This window comes from Enterobacter sp. CFEC122, from assembly GCF_052983755.1.
This window is the reverse complement of record NZ_JBRIQR010000058.1, coordinates 1-17,912: the sequence shown is the minus strand read 5'-3', so window position 1 is coordinate 17,912 and position 17,912 is coordinate 1. Positions and strand designations below refer to the sequence as shown.

Annotated in this window: 15 protein-coding genes and 3 pseudogenes; 12 read left to right on the top strand and 6 right to left on the bottom strand. The window is 49.8% G+C overall.

All coding sequences use genetic code 11. The features are described 5' to 3' along the window. The 5 genes from ACVCAM_RS24505 to ACVCAM_RS24485 all read left to right on the top strand — a co-directional run. The coding region (locus ACVCAM_RS24505; protein WP_447093719.1) for a TraX family protein at positions 1-419 on the top strand (419 nt) is incomplete at its 5' end. A gap of 98 nt (positions 420-517) precedes the next feature. Continuing rightward, on the top strand, positions 518-1,102 hold the full coding sequence (locus ACVCAM_RS24500; RefSeq protein WP_001568072.1) for a fertility inhibition protein FinO: 585 nt from the start codon (positions 518-520) through the stop codon (positions 1,100-1,102). Between the two features lie 118 nt (positions 1,103-1,220). Then, complete coding sequence (locus ACVCAM_RS24495; RefSeq protein ID WP_001568071.1) at positions 1,221-2,009, top strand: DsbA family protein; 789 nt, start codon at positions 1,221-1,223, stop codon at positions 2,007-2,009. A gap of 3 nt (positions 2,010-2,012) precedes the next feature. Beyond that, entirely contained in the window at positions 2,013-2,549 is a 537-nt protein-coding gene (locus ACVCAM_RS24490; protein ID WP_001568070.1) for a phospholipase D family nuclease, read from the top strand. A gap of 136 nt (positions 2,550-2,685) precedes the next feature. After that, a complete protein-coding gene (locus tag ACVCAM_RS24485) occupies positions 2,686-2,955 on the top strand; it encodes a replication regulatory protein RepA (RefSeq protein WP_001568069.1) in 270 nt (89 codons plus the stop codon). Positions 2,956-2,978: 23 nt separating this feature from the next. On the opposite strand, the pseudogene ACVCAM_RS24480 reads toward ACVCAM_RS24485, so the two are convergent. Further along, positions 2,979-3,089, bottom strand: a pseudogene (locus tag ACVCAM_RS24480) (replication protein RepA). A gap of 82 nt (positions 3,090-3,171) precedes the next feature. Between ACVCAM_RS24480 and tap the strand changes: the two are divergent. The 6 genes from tap (at position 3,172) to ACVCAM_RS24450 (ending at position 10,434) form a co-directional block, all read left to right on the top strand. Further along, the gene (gene tap, locus ACVCAM_RS24475) at positions 3,172-3,246 is read left to right on the top strand and encodes a RepA leader peptide Tap (protein ID WP_071594637.1); all 75 of its coding nucleotides are present in this window, start codon (positions 3,172-3,174) and stop codon (positions 3,244-3,246) included. After that, a complete protein-coding gene (repA, locus tag ACVCAM_RS24470; RefSeq protein ID WP_101706504.1) occupies positions 3,227-4,120 on the top strand; it encodes an incFII family plasmid replication initiator RepA in 894 nt (297 codons plus the stop codon). The genes tap and repA overlap by 20 nt, the downstream gene beginning before the upstream one ends. A 1,191-nt stretch (positions 4,121-5,311) precedes the next feature. After that, entirely contained in the window at positions 5,312-5,635 is a 324-nt protein-coding gene (locus tag ACVCAM_RS24465; RefSeq protein WP_157843664.1) for a Tn7-like element transposition protein TnsE, read from the top strand. 163 nt (positions 5,636-5,798) lie between these two features. Further along, positions 5,799-6,707, top strand: a complete 909-nt coding sequence (locus ACVCAM_RS24460; protein WP_447093718.1) for a WYL domain-containing protein — start codon at positions 5,799-5,801, stop codon at positions 6,705-6,707. Positions 6,708-6,721: 14 nt separating this feature from the next. Then, on the top strand, positions 6,722-8,452 hold the full coding sequence (locus ACVCAM_RS24455; protein ID WP_032676765.1) for a DUF262 domain-containing protein: 1,731 nt from the start codon (positions 6,722-6,724) through the stop codon (positions 8,450-8,452). Positions 8,453-8,463: 11 nt separating this feature from the next. Then, on the top strand, positions 8,464-10,434 hold the full coding sequence (locus tag ACVCAM_RS24450; protein ID WP_447093717.1) for a type I restriction-modification system subunit M: 1,971 nt from the start codon (positions 8,464-8,466) through the stop codon (positions 10,432-10,434). A 112-nt stretch (positions 10,435-10,546) separates the two neighbouring features. Here ACVCAM_RS24450 and ACVCAM_RS24445 read toward each other — a convergent pair whose 3' ends face one another. Next, a complete protein-coding gene (locus ACVCAM_RS24445) occupies positions 10,547-12,643 on the bottom strand; it encodes a P-loop ATPase, Sll1717 family (protein ID WP_019706029.1) in 2,097 nt (698 codons plus the stop codon). A gap of 15 nt (positions 12,644-12,658) precedes the next feature. Then, positions 12,659-13,210, bottom strand: a complete 552-nt coding sequence (locus ACVCAM_RS24440) for a recombinase family protein (RefSeq protein ID WP_019706028.1) — start codon at positions 13,208-13,210, stop codon at positions 12,659-12,661. 163 nt (positions 13,211-13,373) lie between these two features. On the opposite strand from ACVCAM_RS24440, the pseudogene ACVCAM_RS24435 reads away from it, so the two are divergent. After that, positions 13,374-16,383 (top strand): annotated as a pseudogene (locus ACVCAM_RS24435) (Tn3 family transposase). 33 nt (positions 16,384-16,416) lie between these two features. Here the strand turns inward: ACVCAM_RS24435 and ACVCAM_RS24430 are convergent. From ACVCAM_RS24430 to ACVCAM_RS24420, 3 genes and pseudogenes are all read right to left on the bottom strand, one after another. Next, a pseudogene (locus ACVCAM_RS24430) lies at positions 16,417-16,905 on the bottom strand (substrate-binding domain-containing protein); the annotation flags it as partial. A 562-nt stretch (positions 16,906-17,467) separates the two neighbouring features. Beyond that, positions 17,468-17,668 (bottom strand): hypothetical protein, encoded by a 201-nt coding sequence (locus tag ACVCAM_RS24425; RefSeq protein ID WP_022631502.1) that lies wholly within the window; start codon positions 17,666-17,668, stop codon positions 17,468-17,470. Between the two features lie 50 nt (positions 17,669-17,718). After that, positions 17,719-17,912: hypothetical protein (locus ACVCAM_RS24420; RefSeq protein ID WP_204786921.1), on the bottom strand; the 194-nt coding region annotated here is incomplete at its 5' end.

Sequence of the window (17,912 nt, the reverse complement as noted above, 5' to 3'; positions counted from 1 at the left end):
ATCCCTGGTATATGGGGAATATCCTCTTTACGTTCGCCGTTACCGGACAGGCGATGCGCTGGTTCAGTCTGAGAAGCCGCAACGATATGCTGCTGGCGCTCGCGATAGTGGTGGCCTGGTTGCCGCTCTCCACTGACAGCTATGGTCTGGCCGGAGTATTCATGTTGATCAATAGTTACCGGCTTTGTCGTGCCACAGAGCCGGTGGAAAGAACAGGCTATGCTGTACTCTGGGCGGTCATGGTTTTGCTTATGAATATCCATGATGCCGGGCAGGCTGTGGCGGGGTTGGCAATTGCACTTCTTGTTGTGGGTGTCTGCTCGGATATCGGGAAGCAGGTAAAGCGATTCTGGCCAGCGCATTTTTTTGTCCTGTTTTACACTATTCACCTTGCGGTGCTCGGTATTCTGGCCGGGTGACGGACAGAACGTAGTCGGGCGACAGGCAGAAGGATGATCAGGCAGGCAACCTGGCGTATCTTACCCGCACAGTATTAACTGCAGGAAAACCTTAACCTATGACGGAAGATAAACGTCCCACTCTCAGCCTCAAAAGAAAGCCGGGGGAGAAAACACCGGAATCCGGTGCTGATACAGCCCGTGTTGTCCGCCGTAAGCAGGTGGTGAATGTGACCACCCCGCCGGCATGGAAAGTGAAGAAAGAGAAACTGGCCAGAAAAACGGAACCGGTGGCACCTGCTGCCCCCGTGCCGACAACACCAGACAAACCGGAAAGGATCGTCCGTCCAGTTCGTTATCTTTGCCTGCCGGAGCTGCAGGATGCAATTGATACCCTGAAGGTGTGGTGGCCTGGGCTGTTCAAGGGGGAAGCGCCTCACCTGCTGGCCATCGGCATCCGGGAGGCCTTTTTTGAGGATATTGCCGAACGGGGAATACCGTTGTCCCATAAACAGGCCATTAAATGCCTTAAAAGTATTACACGGTCTGAACTTTACTTGTCATCGATGATCGCCGGTGCTGAACGAGTTGACTTACACGGTAACCCGGTGAGTGTCGTGACCCCGGATGAAGAAAAGTATGCTCAGCTGCGTCTGGAAAAACAGCGACAGCAACAGGCCAGAATTCAGAATGAAATCATTTAAATTGTATTAATTCTTTTTATTTAATCTGTATTCCCTTTTTAACTCTGCTCGCGTAATTGAATACGCTGGCAGAGTGATAATATCTGCACGTTACACTTTGTCATTGAAAAGGATATTTATGAAGCTTAAAACTGTTTTAGCAGCTCCGCTTATTACCGCCATGTTATTTAATTCCTTACCTTCATTTGCGAGCGACACGAGTTCTGCATTTACTCCCGAGCAGGAAAAGCGGATTGGCGAAATAGCCGCAGATTATATGCGTGCACATCCGGATATTCTTATCCAGATGAGTGAGTCGTTACAGCAGGAACAACAGGAAAAACAGGCCCGGGGATTAAAAACGGCCGCACTCGCACAACAGGCCCGGATAATGGCGGATAAACGCATCCCCTCCTGGGGAGCAGAAGGCGGATCTGTCATGGTGGTCGAGTTCTTTGATTATCAGTGTATCTGGTGCAGTCGGCTGGCGCCTGAGCTGGAGAAGGTCATGAAGGCCAACACGAACGTGCGCTACTACTTCATGGAGTGGCCGGTGTTTGGCAGCCGCTGGCCAGAATCTTTACTGGCAGCGAAAACCGGATTGCAGGTCTGGAAAGAAAAAGGCGAGGAGGCTTACCTCAAATATCACAATGGCATTTATAGCTCCGGACTTAATGAAGGAAAACTAACCCAGGATGCTATCGGGAAATATTCAGAAAATATGAAGTTCAGTAAAAACACGATCGATGAAATTAATTCCACGCTGACCGATATCAATGATATTGCCACCACCATTGGTTTGACCGGGACTCCGGGTATTGTCATCATGCCCGTTAAGGGGGCAACAGAAGATAATACGACGGTTTTCGCTGGAATGACTGAGGCTGAAAATATCCAGCAGGCGATTAATAAAGCGCAGGGGAAATAAAGAATGAAACGTTCAACAGTGTCTGGTCTCCTGGCGGTCTGTTTAATAGTTTCAGGTGGTGCAGTCGCTCAGCCAACGGTACAGGCAGGATTTTCACCCGAGGGTTCTGCGCTGCAGCTGGTGCTGAACACTATCGATACCGCACAGGAAAGTATTCGTCTGATGGGGTACAGCTTTACATCGCCGGAGGTCACCCGGGCGTTGATTCAGGCAAAACAGCGTGGGGTAGATGTGAAGGCTGTTCTTGACTGGAAAGCGAACAGTACAAAAGGCAGTGCTGGTGTGGCTGCAATGAATCTGCTGGTGAATGCCGGCATCCCGGTACGTACCGTCAGCCAGTTCAAAATCATGCATGACAAAGTCATCATCACTGACGGCCGTAACGTCGAAACAGGCTCGTTCAACTTCAGCCGGGCGGCGGCGCGCAGTAACTCCGAAAATGCTCTGGTCATCCGGGATTATCCTGTTCTGGCAAATACCTACCTGCAGCACTGGCAAACTCGTTGGGAGATGGGAAAAGACTGGAGTTCTTCGTATTAACCCCCTCGCTGAATAACCTGTTCATTGCGCCAACAAGGGCAGGTTATATAACAAAAAATAACATAGACTCTCGCTGCATCTGGCTACGTGTAGTATCTTTGTCCAAGTATTTTGTTAAATGCTTGAGGAGGCAGAGATGTCACAGGTCGTTAACGCAGTTACTTCCTCATCTAAACGTCCCTACAGAAAAGGGAATCCGCTTTCTGCTGCAGAGCGTCAGCAGAAAGCTGTTGCACGTAAAAAAGCCACGCATAAAGAAGTGAGGGTGTTTGTGCGTGACTCGCTTAAAAGCCAGCTTCAGTTAATGTGTGAAAATGAAGGGATCACCCAAGCGGAAATGATTGAAAGGCTTATCGAAATGGAATCAGCCAAGCTTGGAATAGGCGTAACGACGTCACATTCTTGATCCTACTGGCTATGAGTGCTAGATTACTGATCGTTTAGAGATTTCTGGTTGGCCACGCCGTAAGGTGGCAGGGAACTGGTTCTGATGAGGTGTCTACCCAGAACCAGAAAAGCAAAAACCCCGATAATCTTCATCTAGTTTGGCGACGGGAAGAAGATTAACGGGGCCTACTTAAACTGTATAGAAGCTGTTGCTCTATGCAGGGAGTATAGTTTTATGCTCAGAAAACTGCAATACCTTCTGTGCTCAGTGCTCCTTCCGTGCAACATAAGTGCGGGAAGGTGTGACTGACGCCAAGGCCCTGTTCTCTCATTACCGACAGGTAAAAAATCCTTTCCCACAATTCGTAGTGCCGAAGAAAAAAGGCAGCGATGAAGAGAAAGCGACACTACCGTTCTGTCGTAAGCTGATGGCGAAAGCCGAAGGCTTCACGTCCCGTTTTGATTTTTCCGTTCATGTGGCGTTCGTGCGTTCACTCGGTAAGCGTCATCGCATGCCGCCACTGTTGCGCCGTCGGGCCATTGATGCCCTTCTCCAGGGACTGTGTTTCCACTATGACCCGCTGGCCAACCGTGTCCAGCGTTCCATCACCAATCTGGCTATTGAATGCGGACTGGCCACCGAGTCGAAAACCGGCAATCTGTCCATCACCCGTGCCACACGGGCGCTGAAGTTTATGGCGGAGCTGGGGCTGATTACCTACCAGACCGAATACGACCCCCAGATTGGCTGCAATATACCGACTGATATCACCTTCACACCAGCACTTTTCTCGGCGCTCGATGTCTCTGACGTGGCTGTTGTGGCTGCCCGCCGCAGCCGCGTGGAATGGGAAAATCAGCAGCGCAAAAAGCAGAACCTGAAGCCGCTGGAGATGGACGAGCTGATAGCGAAGTCCTGGCGGTTTGTGCGCGAACGGTTCCGCAGCTACCAGTCCGAACGTAAACAGCATGGCCTGAAACGTGCCCGTGCACGTCGTGACGCGGAAAGAACCCGCAAGGACATTGTGACCCTGGTGAAACAACAGCTGACACGGGAATACGCCTGCGGACGCTTTACCGGTGGTCTTGATGCCATGAAGCGGGAGCTGGAGCGGCGAGTGAAAGAGCGCATGCTAATGTCGCGCGGTAACAACTACACGCGGCTGGCCACCGTCCCCATATAACCCTTCCTGTGTGAAAAATCCGGCTGGCGCCGGAGGGTTCCGCACGTCTGCTTCCCGCCACAGCTTATTATCTGAGCTAAGTGGCGGGGCTGTTAACCAAATCCCATGTTTTCCGACCATCAGAATGGCCAGAAATTTCATCGCTGGCGTCACTTTCGGCCGCTGAATTCAGTTATCCACAAATAACTGCAAGGGAAGTTTCCATAAGGTTACAACCGTTATGCTTACAAAGCGCCAGGCGAAGTAATTTCAAAGTGCGTGGTTTCTTTTAAAAACCAGATCTTTACTTCTTTTTAATAAAGACTTTTTCTCTCTTATAAAGATATAACCTGTTCATCGCCTGACCTGTGGACAGGCTCCTGAGAATGCCCGCCCTTGCAGCGACCTGACGGTCGCGCCGGTTCGGAAACAACATATGTACCTCCCGTCGCCTTGCGACGGGCCCCGGAACCAGTAGTTACAACATACAAACAATCCCTTATGGCAGAAAACCAGCGCCGTTCTGACATCCCGTGCCCCTCCCCACCACTGAAAAGCGCCGCCGCCCCCGGCCAAAGGCCGGGGAACACCATCGCTTATAATGATGGGTGTTGTAACTAACCTTCTTCATCGCTTTAGGTGGAGCTGCGGTGAGTTTCTGAGTACACGCTCGTAAGCGGCCCTGACGGCCCGCTAACGCGGAGATACGCCACGGCTACGGCTTACGCCTTGCCGGGACCACTCCGACCGCGTACAGAGGCATCTGAGACGTTTTTAGCGGGTATAGCTTTGCAGCTACCGTGTTAAGTTCCCTGGTGTCGCTGAGATAGTTGATGAACATCCCCCTAAGCGTCAGCAGCAAGCTGCCGCCGCTAAGGCCCCGGAAATCACGCCCTTTACGTCGTAAACGCCGTAAAGCCCGCTCACCGGGGTTAAAAGGGATTACTTTGACTTCTTCATTGCTGTTAGCGGGTTAAGGCTAATCAGGGCAGGGGGTAGGGTGGCAGAATTTATAGCCCGGCAACCGGCTACGCCGGGCTTTCGGCGCCATTTGACTCCACAGACACATGTAACCTCATCTGGCGCCTCCATGCCGCTGACGCGGCATCCAGAAGTTTCCCGATGCTGTAAGTCTTAACGTCTGCTTTGTGCCAAAAGCGGAAGTAACTAACAGCAGTCTGTGTGAAAATACGGGGAGCAGGTTAAAGGTGCCTGGCCGTTGTTGAGGTGGAGTTGCAGGGCCGCACCTTCTATATCCTAGAAGTCGATACATCTGACGGTGTTTGTTCTCTATCAACTTTGCTATTACGGCTGAAGTCGCCTCTGGATTGGCCCAAGCAGCTTACGCTGTTGGCAGAAGAGTTAACCCAGAAATCACTGCACTGGCCAAATCAGCGGTTAAAAATGCTCTGCGGCAAGGATGGCTATTCCGGCATTCCTCACCCGCAGACCAAATCCGTGGATAAGGGCAAGTTGCATGAGGAGTCGATAGAGCACTGGGCGGCAAGATTTCACAGTTGGATGACATCAATCTAACGTATTGAAGAGATTTAATACAAGACGAACTATGTCTACGTTTGAGGCTTTATATCTTGTTGTTATAGTAAAGATGGTGCATGATTGTAATCAATTTGATGATAACAATAGCGCTATATGGATCACATCACTACATTCTCCTTTCATTTCATAGCTGCGGCACATGATTAGTTCTCCCTCTAAACGGGTCGAGGATTTGAGCCTTGCCCAGCGCGAGCGGCTGGCCTACATCGACTTCCAGCTCTACTTCTTCGGTGATATTGGGCGCCCAGACCTGATTGAGCGCTTCGGTGTGGCGCCGGCAGGGGCAACTCGCGATCTGGCTCTTTACCGGGAAATCGCACCGCAGAACATTGAATTCGATGGTAGCAACAAGATCTACCGCATAGGCAAGGCGTTTGTTCCAATTTTCGAGCACTCGACGCAACGTGTTTTGTCGACACTCGCGCTTGGGTTTGGAGATGGTGTGAACGTCGACTCGCGGCCGCTGCTGCCATGCGAGTCTCCAGTGGCTTTGAGCTGCCCACGGATGGATGTGCTGGCCCCAATCTGCCGGGCTATCCACGCCAAGCGGCCAGTAGCCATCCGCTACCACTCAATGAGCAGCGGTGAGACCGAGCGGATCATTGTGCCCTTTGCGCTGGTCGATACCGGCCTGCGCTGGCACGTCCGAGCTTTTGATCGCAAGAGTGGCGAGTTCCGCGACTTCGTTGTCACCCGCATTGAAGCGCCTATCCTGCTTGATGAAGAACCCAAGGCTAACGAGCGTTCGGACAACGACATTCAGTGGACTCGGATCGTGGAGTTGGACTTAGTGCCTCATCCGCGCTTTGCGCGTCCCGAGGTCATCAAGATGGACTACGGGATGACCAACGGGTCGATCAAGATGCGCGTGCGGGCTGCTGTTGCGGGCTACATGCTGCTGCACTGGAGCGTGGACTGCTCGCCTGACCATCGCCTCAAAGAAGAACAGTATCGCCTATGGCTTAGCGATCCGCTGGTGCTGTACGGAGTCGAGAGCGCCAAGCTGGCTCTAGGATACCAAGCCCTGAGCAGTTCCAAGGGATCATAGGAAAGAGGAAAACAATGGCCAAGACACTTGAAGCCCACGACAAACTGATCCGCGAGATCTTCGAAGGCAGCTACCAGTTCGAGATTCCGGACTACCAGCGTCCCTATGCCTGGACAACCGAGCAGGCCACAGAGCTGTTCGATGATCTGCACTCGGCGATGCTGGATGCGCGTGTCTCCGGTGCAACCAGCCAATACTTCCTCGGCAGTATCGTTCTGATCAAGAACGACCGAGAGCCCAAATCGTCGGTGGTCGATGGCCAGCAGCGCCTGTCGACGCTGACGATGCTGTTTGCAGTGCTGCGCGAGGCCATGCCGCACGCAGCCGACGACATCACCGATTTCCTCTACAAGAAGGGCAAGGTCAGCCTCGGCGAGAAAAATGAATACCGCCTGACCGCCCGCGAGGAGGATGTCGACTTCTTTCGCACCAACATTCAAGAGCCGGGCGGCATCGCACAGTTGGTCACTAGCACCGACAAGCTGGAAGACAGCCGACTTCGATACCGCGAAAACGCCATGCTGCTGCTTGCCAAAGCCAAGGCGCTACCGCCCGCCGATCTGATCGCACTGTGGCAGTTCCTGGCCAACAACTGCTCGCTGGTTGTTATCTCCACGCCCGATCTTGAAGCTGCCTACCGCATCTTTTCCGTGCTCAATAATCGGGGGCTTGACCTCGCGCCTATCGACATCATCAAGGCGCAGGTTCTGGGCCTAATCCGCACCACGGCAGGCGACATTAAGAGTCGGGTCTATGCCAAGGAGTGGAGTCGCATCGAAACCTCACTGGGCCGTGACGCCTTTGGTGATCTGTTCGGTCACATCCGTAGCATCTATGCGAAGAAGAAGCAGAAGTACATTTTGGTCAAGGAATTCCAAGAGCACGTCACCGAGTACAATAACCCTATCGCCCTGATCGACTCCGTCATCAAACCTTATGCAGAAGTATGGGACTTCGTGCGCGACGCTGACTTTGAGGCGACCGAGCACGCCGAGACGATCAACGAGCACCTGTTCTGGCTCAACCGCGTGGACTTTAAGGACTGGGTACCCCCGGCACTGGTGTATTTCAAGCGATTCCGGCAAAAACCAAAATTGCTCGCAGAATTCTTCGAATCACTAGAACGCCTTACCTATTTCATGTTGGTCACAAAGGTGGGTATCAACGAACGCATCGAAACCTACGCTGCGCTCATTAAAGACATCGAGTCCACAGCCTTCGACGGCGCTCTAGTCACCTTGGGCACTCTGGCACTTACAGACAAACAGAAGCGAGATTTCGTGGCTGCTCTCGACGGAGATATCTACCGCAACCTGCCCAAAGCCCGCATGGCACTGGTTTTACGTCTCGAATCTCTGGTTCGAGCCCCTGGAGTGCAGCTGCAAAACGCCGTGTCGCTGGAGCATGTGCTGCCGCAAAACCCGCCTGACGGTTCGGACTGGATCAAGTGGTTCCCGGATGAAGACGAGCGAGATTGCTGGACGCACCGTTTGGCCAATCTAGTTCCGCTGGATAGGAACAAGAACTCATCTGCCAGCAACTACGACTTTTCCAAGAAGAAGGATGCCTACTTCAGGGGTAAGGGCAAGGCGTCTCCCTTCGTGCTAACGCAGGAAGTTAGGTCAGAAAACGAGTGGACACCCAACCTTCTGGCTGAGCGTCAGAAACGCCTGATGGGAGAACTCAAAAATCATTGGAAACTCGCCGTCACCACAGACAATGCCAGCGCCTCAGCGGCGAATTAAGGTAAGTATCGATGCATAAGAAGCAACAACAAGACCAAAGCCAGATCAAGTGGATTTCCGATTTCATCTGGAACATTGCCGATGACCGCTTGCGCGACGTCTATGTACGCGGCAAGTACCGCGACGTGATCCTGCCCTTCACCGTACTGCGACGGCTTGATGCCGTGCTAGAGACGACGAAGGATGCTGTGCTAGAGCGCAAGAAGCTCCTTGATGCCCATAAAGTGGTCGAGCAGGACGGCGCTCTGCGTATGGCAGCAGGCCAAGCCTTCTACAACGTATCGGAATTTACTCTGGCCAAGCTCAAGGCCAGTGCCGCAGGCCAGCGGCTGCGTGATGATTTTATTGCGTATCTGGATGGATTTTCGCCCAACGTCCAGGAAATCCTCACCAAGTTCAGTTTTCACAACCAGATCCAGAAGTTGGTGGATTCGCACGTTCTGGGCTATTTGATAGAAGATTTCCTCGACCCGGAGGTCAATCTCTCGCCGTTGCCGGTTAAGGATGCCGACGGCCGCATCAAGCTGCCGCCGCTGGACAACCATGGCATGGGCACGGTGTTCGAAGAGCTGATCCGCCGCTTTAACGAAGACAACAACGAAGAGGCTGGTGAGCACTTCACACCGCGCGATGTGGTGAAGCTCATGGCCAAGCTACTGTTCCTGCCTGTGGCCGAGCGCATCGAGTCTAGCACCTATTCGCTCTACGATGGCTCCTGTGGCACAGGTGGCATGCTCACAGTGGCCGAGGAATCGCTATATGAGCTGGCCGAACAGCACGGTAAAGAGGTATCAATCCACCTGTTCGGGCAAGAAATCAGCGACGAAACCTACGCTATCTGCAAGGCAGATCTGCTCTTGAAGGGCGAAGGTGAGGGGGCCGAGAACATCGTCGGTGGCGCTGATAAATCCACTCTGTCTGCCGACCAGTTCCGTTCGCGCGAATTTGATTTCATGATCTCCAACCCGCCCTACGGCAAGAGTTGGAAGACCGATCTGGAGCGCATGGGGGGCAAGAAGGAATTCAATGACCCGCGCTTCATTGTCAGCCACGGGGGCAATGCCGAATTCAAGCTCCTGACTCGCTCCAGTGACGGACAGCTCATGTTCCAGGTGAACAAGCTGCAAAAGATGAAACACCACACGCCGTTGGGCAGCCGCATCGCGTTGGTTCATAACGGCTCCGCATTGTTCACCGGCGATGCAGGCCAGGGCGAGAGTAACATCCGCCGTTGGGTACTGGAGAACGACTGGCTGGAGGCCATCATCGCCCTGCCGCTCAACATTTTCTACAACACCGGCATCGCCACCTACATCTGGGTGTTGGCCAACAAGAAAGCCGAAGCGCGTCGTGACAAAGTGCAGTTGATCGATGCAAGTGGCTGGTTCCAGCCACTGCGCCGCAATCTCGGCAAGAAGAACTGTGAACTCTCGGATGGAGACATCCAACGAATTATCGACCTCTACCTCGGCGAGGCGCAGGAAACCGCCGAGTCGAAATGGTTTGACACTCAGGACTTCGGTTACTGGAAGATCACCGTCGAGCGCCCGCTGCGCCTGAAAAGCCAGCTCTCCGACGAGCGAATCGAACCTCTGCGTTTTGCCACCGGCGACGAGGCGATACGCACCGAGATCTACGCCACCCACGGCGAGGCGCTCTATACCGATTTCGCCAAGCTCAAGCCGACCATCGAGGCATGGCTGAAAGGCGAGGACGAGAACGAAGAGGACGAGAACGAAGACAGCGGCGATGACAGCGAGACTCCCGCCGCGCGTAAGGCCGTGCCCGCCAAGCGCCGCAAGAAGCTGCTCGACGCATCGACGTGGCTGCGCGACAAGGCGCTGATGGTGGTTGCGCAACGGGTGCAAAAAGCTCTAGGTAGCACCGTGTTCGATGACCACAATGAATTCCGTACCCGCTTCGATACTGCCCTGAAGGCACAGGGTGACAAGCTCGGAGCGCCGGAGAAGAAAGCCATCTAGGGGTTTGAGGTCCAATGGAACGAAAACGTACGCTAAGGATATATATTATTGATTTATAATAAAATATGAGAAAATTCCTTTTCAGGAACCCTCTCATATGATGTAACTGATGCTATTTTCTTCGTTTCTTTTGAGTACTTTTAATAGCCATATATGATGTTTCATATAGAGTTAAAAGTTTCCCCATCTGACTATCTATAGCGTCATGCTTCTCAGGATTTCTTAATTTTTGCAACAATTTAGATATATATTTCGCAGGTAATTTTATTATTAATGAATTATGAGATTGATACATTTCTTTTGTCCAATCCAAATCTCTCCCTGATTTCAATGCCTCACTTTCTTCTCTATTAATAATAAATCCTAATTTTCCATACGGACCTGTTAAATATGATTGTAATTGTCTGTACTCAGATGGGCCTAATTCTTCAAAATTTTTCGCATCAAAAACAACTTGTCTTGTTTTATAGTCTTCTAATACACGCTTCCAAAAATCTGATTTTCCACCATTGGTACCTATAATATCTCGTCTCTGAACCGCGTTACCGTTTGGATGCGGTTTTATATCTGTCAGGTGGGATGCAAATACAATTCTTAGTGCGTCTAAGCACCATTGCTCAAATTCATTAGCCCCTTCATTTCCTGTCGGTATTTGATCCAGATGAGTGGTTATTTGACCTATTGTTTTATTTCTAATGGCTGAATTATCGGAAACAACATTGATATCATATTCGTCATTTATTTCCTCAGCTTCCTCTGGAGCAAGAGCGTTGCGATTTAAATTCAAACCAAGCCAATAACATGGATGAATTAATAGTTTTTCACTGCTTTCAAAACCTTTATCTGGGGTTCGTCCATCATGGCAAAATGAATAAGATGAAGTGTTTTTATCACGTATACCCACAAATCCTACGCTATACAAACTTTGGAGGATTCCACTAGCTTTTAGTAATTGTATTTCAGAGATTATTTTGGGGTCTTCATTTTCTTCTATTGATTCGAAAGATGCTTCTATTTTTTTTAAGCAAGTGTAGACTGTTAATTCAGGTTCAATACTACGGAATGCGCTAGTTATAACTTGTATTGAAGGAAAGATCTTCTGGTACTCCTTCCAAAGGTCTTCAAGCCTGGCCATGGAAATTGACTTGGCTGCATATTCTAGATCAGTGTTAATAATGGTTTCTCGACTCTCTCTAAATGCGGAGAAAAAAGCTTCATTTAACAATGACAGTAAATCTCTGGGGCGGTAAAGGGTAAATTGCAAGCATCGTTTAAAACCACTCCTTCCTTTGAGGTCATCGGCTGTACACCTATCCCAAACCCGTTGATCTTTCTCAATATCTAGATTAAATGCCACTTTCATTCTTTTAGCCGATAGCATTAAGAGTTGTGCCCAATCCCAATGCAGCCTTATGACTTGCCCCTCTATATTTCTTGAGTAGTCAGGATCTTCCTTTGATAGCGATCTAAATATATTATCTCTTAAAAAAATGATTGGGCGAATGCATTTTGCTTTTTGATTTAATTCAATTGAGGCATATGCCAGACCAGCTATGATTCCGATTCCTATATTATCCGGTTCATATGCTTCATCTAGCTTATCCATCAATATGACAATTTTCCTGTCTGAGCGCTCAAGAAGTGAAACTATATTGCCTTCGATTTCTGAAATATTCAAATTAAATTGAAGGTCACCAATTGATTCTTCAGGATTGTTTTCATCTAAATATTCTTTTGCTACAATCCTACACTTTCTTAAAATATCACCTTGTGCAGCATTCCATTTCTTTAAATGCTCATTCAACAATGTTTCTGTCGAAATTTGAGATGATAATTTATAATGAGAAGATATATATGATGCTATCTCCATTAACATAGCATATCGCCATAATAACCTTGTGGCTGCCCTGGCTAAATTGAATGAGCCTGTAAATGGCTTCAACATTGATCTAAAGCCAATTATTTGAGTGTCGTCTGGTGAAAAACTTAGGATTAATATTTTTTTATCTTTCTTCCAATGCTCATTTAGCTGAATGAATAAAGCACTTTTACCAGTCCCTCGTCTGCCTACAACAATAGTTCGGTCATCTGTTTCAATTAAAGTTCTAAAGTCAGCAGTTTCGATGAAAGCACTGCTCAACATTTTCTTATCATTTTCTGCTGTTGTATCGCCAAACGGATTAGACTTTGAAGTAATATTAAATTCCATATTCAACCTTTTATATTAGTTGCTTTCATTTATTACTTTATATACTGTTGAACGAGCAATATTCATTGTTTTTGATATGTGTGAGGCTCCTAAACCTTGTTTCCACATATTTAATATCGCACCTCTGTTTATTTTTCTTTTTCTACCGAACACAACTCCCTTTGCCATTGCTTCTTGGCGACCTTCATTTGTTCGTTCTAATATTCTTTGACGTTCGGCTTGAGCTACAGCAGATAGAATAGTGACCACCATTTTTCCCATGTCACCATCAGTACTGATTCCGTCATCGATAAACCGGACAGCTACGCCCTGAGCGTCGAATGCTTTAATTAACTGGATCATATCGGCAGTGTCACGGCCAAGACGGTCGAGCTTCTTCACCAGAATGGCGTCACCATCCTCCACCTTCATGCGCAGCAGATCAAGCCCCGGACGATCAACTGAACTGCCGGATGCCTTATCAGTAAAGATACGATTTGCTTTCACACCTGCTTCTTTGAGCGCCCTGATCTGAATATCGAGCGACTGCTGACTAGTTGATACCCGTGCGTAACCAAAAAGGCGCATAAAAATGTATCCTAAATCAAATATCGGACAACAGGTGTCTGTTATAACAAAAAATCTATTTAATAGACACATAAACAACACCATTTTAGTATGTCCGATAATTTATAATATTTCGGACGGTTGCGAAATTGTTAATTTATGACCATCAGGCAGGGAGGCCGATATGCCCGTCGATTTTCTGACCACGGAGCAGGAACTGAATTATGGTCGCTATGTTGCAGAACCCAATGACGTGCAGCTGGCGCGCTATTTTCATCTTGATGAGCGGGATCTTGCCTTCATTAACCAGCGACTGGGAAGGCATAACCGGCTGGGAATTGCGCTTCAGCTCACCACCGCCCGTTTTCTGGGCTCTTTTCTGACAGATTTAACCCGGGTTCTGCCGGGTGTTCAGCATTTTGTCGCGGTACAGCTTAACATCCGCCGTCCGGAAGTCCTTTCCCGCTACGCAGAACGGGATACTACCCTCAGAGAGCATACTGCGCTGATTAAGGAATATTACGGTTACCATGAATTTGGCGATTTCCCCTGGTCTTTCCGCCTGAAGCGCCTGCTGTATACCCGCGCATGGCTCAGTAATGAGCGACCCGGCCTGATGTTTGATTTTGCCACCGCGTGGCTGCTTCAGAATAAGGTCCTGCTGCCCGGAGCAACCACACTTGTGCGTCTCGTCAGTGAAGTACGCGAACGGGCAAATCAGCGACTGTGGAAGAAACTGGCCGCGTTGCCGGACAGCTGGCAGACCGCCCGCGTGACGGAGCTGCTGGACATTCCTGAGGGGCAGCGTATTTCACCGCTGGAGCAACTGAAAAAGGGACCTGTCACCGTCAGCGGCCCGGCATTTACCGAAGCGCTGGAGCGGTATATCCGGCTGCGAAACCTGGAGTTTTCCCGACTGAATTTTACCGGTCTGCCTGCTATACAACTGCGTAATCTGGCCCGTTACGCAGGCATGCCGTCGGTAAAATATATCGCTTGAATGCCACAGCAGAGAAAACTGGCCGTACTCACCGCATTCGTTAAAGCACAGGAGACTGCGGCGCTGGATGAAGCCGTTGATGTGCTCGATATGCTGATACTGGATATCACTCGTGCGGCGAAGAAAACGGGGCAGAAAAAGCGACTCAGGACGCTTAAAGATCTTGACCGTGCTGCGCTACTACTGGCGCGGGCATGTTCATTGTTGCTGGATGAGCAGGCTGACGATGCTGAACTGAGGGAGACAATATTCAACAGCATACCGAAAAGCAGGCTGGCAGAATCCGTCAGTAAGGTAAATGAGCTGGCCCGGCCTCAGAACAACAATTTCCATGACGAAATGGTGGAGCAGTACGGGCGGGTAAAGCGTTTTCTTCCGGCGGTATTGCGCGACCTGCATTTCCAGGCGGCGCCAGCCGGAGAACATACGCTGTCCGCTATTCATTATCTCACCGAACTGAACGGCTCGAAACAGCGCATCCTGGACGATGCGCCTGAACATATTATTACCGGCCCCTGGAAACGTCTGGTATACGATGCGGAGGGCCGGATACAGCGTGCCGGTTACTCTCTTTGTCTGCTGGAGCGCCTTCAGGATGCACTACGTCGACGGGACATCTGGCTCGAAAACAGCGATCGCTGGGGAAATCCCCGCGAGAAGCTGTTGCAGGGGGAAGAATGGCAGGCTCAGCGGGTCCCCGTTTGCCGGGCGCTGGGACATCCCACTGATGGACATAAAGGCGTGCAACAGCTGGCGGTCCAGCTGGATGAAACCTGGAAAGCCGTCGCATCCCGCTTTGAAGGAAATGCGGAGGTTCATATTTGCTATGACGGTAAACATCCTTCCCTGACTATCAGCAGCCTGGAGAAACTGGAGGAGCCACCATCGTTGCATCGTCTCAACAGTCGGGTAAGGCAGCTACTCCCGCCAGTAGATTTGACGGAACTGTTGCTTGAAATAGATGCCAGAACGGGATTTACACGTGAGTTTACGCATGTCAGTGAATCCGGGGCCCGGGCGCAGGATCTGCACATCAGCCTGTGGGCGGTCCTGATGGCAGAGGCCTGCAATATCGGACTGGAACCGCTGATAAAGCACAACATACCGGCGCTGACGCGCCACCGGCTCAGTTGGGTGAAACAGAATTACCTCCGGGCGGAAACGCTGGTCAGCGCCAATGCCCGTCTGGTTGATTTTCAGTCCACACTGGAGCTTGCTGGCCGCTGGGGTGGTGGCGAAGTGGCCTCAGCTGACGGCATGCGCTTTGTCACGCCGGTGAAAAACGTCAATTCAGGGCCTAACAGAAAATATTTTGGTTCCGGACGTGGTATCACCTGGTACAACTTCGTCTCTGATCAGTACTCTGGATTCCACGGCATTGTTGTCCCCGGCACATTACGAGATTCCATTTTTGTGCTGGAAGGCCTTCTGGAGCAGCAGACAGGGCTGAATCCGGTTGAGATCATGACGGACACAGCCGGTACCAGCGACATTATTTTTGGCCTCTTCTGGCTGCTGGGATACCAGTTTTCCCCCCGGCTTGCCGATGCCGGTGAAGCGGTATTCTGGCGAGTGGATAAATCGGCAAATTACGGTGCACTGGACGAACTGGCACGTGGTTGTGCCGATCTGTCGAAAGCCGAGGATCAGTGGGATGAGATGATGCGAACCGCCGGTTCGCTGAAACTGGGCACCATTCATGCTTCAGAACTCATTCGCTCTTTGCTGAAAAGCTCGCGTCCATCAGGACTGGCACAGGCGATCATGGAAGTGGGGCGCGTCAACAAGACGCTGTACCTTCTAAATTATATTGATGATGAAGATTATCGTCGGCGGATCCTGACGCAGTTAAACCGGGGAGAAGGCCGCCATGCTGTGGCGAGGGCGATCTGCTACGGGCAGCGCGGTGAGATCAGAAAGCGCTATCGTGAAGGTCAGGAAGATCAACTGGGTGCTCTGGGCCTGGCCACTAACGCAGTGGTGCTGTGGAACACACTTTATATGCAGGAAGCCCTGAGCTGGATGCGCAGTAATGGAGAGGAAACCGGTGGTGAAGATATCGCCAGGTTATCCCCACTGATGCACGGACATATCAATATGCTGGGGCATTATACGTTCACGCTACCGGAGGATATTTTGAAGGGGGGAACTGAGAGCATTAAATTTCAATTTAAACAATGAATTACCTTCTTAGCGTACGTTTTCGTTCCATTGGCCCTCAAACCCCTGGTACAGTCAGTGAACCAACGTAAATCACATATCCACCTTTTCCACCCATATCTTTTGCAAGTTCATCTATATTGGCCTGAGCATATTTTTCGCTATCAATAGTTTCCACATCCCATTGAGCTATCTGCTTATCAGGGGACTCATGAGACAACACAACAATACCTTTATCCCGGGCTTTTTTTAATACAGGCTCCAGAACCGTTGCATCATTTGGTACAACGATAATTGCATTAACATTTTTAGCAATAAGGTCCTCAATGACTTTAACTTGTTGAGCCGGATCCGGGGTTGCTGGCCCTGTCTGATAGGCATTAACATTGAGTTTATCGGCAGCTTCCTTTACGCCAACCCCCATCCGGTTAAACCATGGGATACCATTGACTTTTGCAACCAAGGCAATTTCATATTTCTCTGCTGCGAATACTGAACCGGAAAAAATATATGCTGAAGACATAGCTACGCTAAGCAATGCAATTTTAAGTTTCATATTTTTGCCTTTCTGAACTGTAGGGGGTGGATGTCATGGAAAGATTACCGGTAAAGGGAATAGCTCAGGAAGTCAGGATTACGTAATTGTGAGTTATGCACATTAATGTTAAAATTCATGATTTTTTATGTTGATTTTGTGTTAAATCATGAGGGATTGATGGGGGAAGACAAAATAAAATGTTAATTAATGGTGGTTTTAAATCATATTATTTAACCATTTGATAACATTTCAGGGGTTTTAGGTGATGCCCGAATACAGCGAATTTAAGTCATAAAATTAATTTTTTATTTCGCATGTCTCATTAGTAATTTTTATCACCATAGATAAGTCTGCTGACCGGGGAACCAGCATGCGGAAAAAAGATATGTGATTTGCAGGGGTATACACCGATACGTGCATCAGCGACTGACAACGTCTCTTACTGGTAATGAGGAGCAGGGTGGAAAAATACTTTTTCTGCAAAGTCGTGAACCCCATCTGGGGGTGTTATCTGCCTTCACAGAGATGTTGCCGGAACACAATAATGAACAGGCCGGATTATGCTATCCGGCCTGTTGTGTCAACTTGGTGATTTTTCGACAAATAGATTGAGATGGTAGCGGTAGCTGTCGAGGAACCGGGATTTACATGCATCATTCATACTGCCGGTGACCTGTTCAACGTCCACTTTCCGCCCTTGTGAGTTCATCTGGGCCAGACTTAATGCAATAAAATCAAAATCTTTTGGATGAAACTTTTCTACGTGGTGTATTGCCTGCATATTCCTCCCTTTTAATCGCCATGAAGAGTAAGGTTTATGCTCTGCTATTTTCAGTATGGCCCAGCCTCTCGATATTCTCCTGCAGAGTCGCGAAAACTGTGAGGCCAGCCGCAGATTTTGTACTTTAGGGCGTTTCCTGCCGCCGCAATCCGCCTGTCAGGCCGTCTGGTGGAGGTAAATGCTGCCATGAAGTTGCAACCCAGAATGATTGAGCTGTCATCAGGCGTATGTTTTATTTTTTTAT

Bases quoted from the DNA above. Each gene is read 5' to 3' on its own strand.
- ACVCAM_RS24425 (WP_022631502.1), bottom strand. From the start codon at position 17,668: ATGCAGGCAATACACCACGTAGAAAAGTTTCATCCAAAAGATTTTGAT.
- ACVCAM_RS24485 (WP_001568069.1), top strand. From the start codon at position 2,686: ATGTCACAGGTCGTTAACGCAGTTACTTCCTCATCTAAACGTCCCTAC.
- ACVCAM_RS24440 (WP_019706028.1), bottom strand. From the start codon at position 13,210: ATGCGCCTTTTTGGTTACGCACGGGTATCAACTAGTCAGCAGTCGCTC.
- ACVCAM_RS24455 (WP_032676765.1), top strand. From the start codon at position 6,722: ATGGCCAAGACACTTGAAGCCCACGACAAACTGATCCGCGAGATCTTC.
- ACVCAM_RS24460 (WP_447093718.1), top strand. From the start codon at position 5,799: ATGATTAGTTCTCCCTCTAAACGGGTCGAGGATTTGAGCCTTGCCCAG.
- ACVCAM_RS24495 (WP_001568071.1), top strand. From the start codon at position 1,221: ATGAAGCTTAAAACTGTTTTAGCAGCTCCGCTTATTACCGCCATGTTA.
- ACVCAM_RS24500 (WP_001568072.1), top strand. From the start codon at position 518: ATGACGGAAGATAAACGTCCCACTCTCAGCCTCAAAAGAAAGCCGGGG.
- ACVCAM_RS24490 (WP_001568070.1), top strand. From the start codon at position 2,013: ATGAAACGTTCAACAGTGTCTGGTCTCCTGGCGGTCTGTTTAATAGTT.
- ACVCAM_RS24450 (WP_447093717.1), top strand. From the start codon at position 8,464: ATGCATAAGAAGCAACAACAAGACCAAAGCCAGATCAAGTGGATTTCC.
- ACVCAM_RS24445 (WP_019706029.1), bottom strand. From the start codon at position 12,643: ATGGAATTTAATATTACTTCAAAGTCTAATCCGTTTGGCGATACAACA.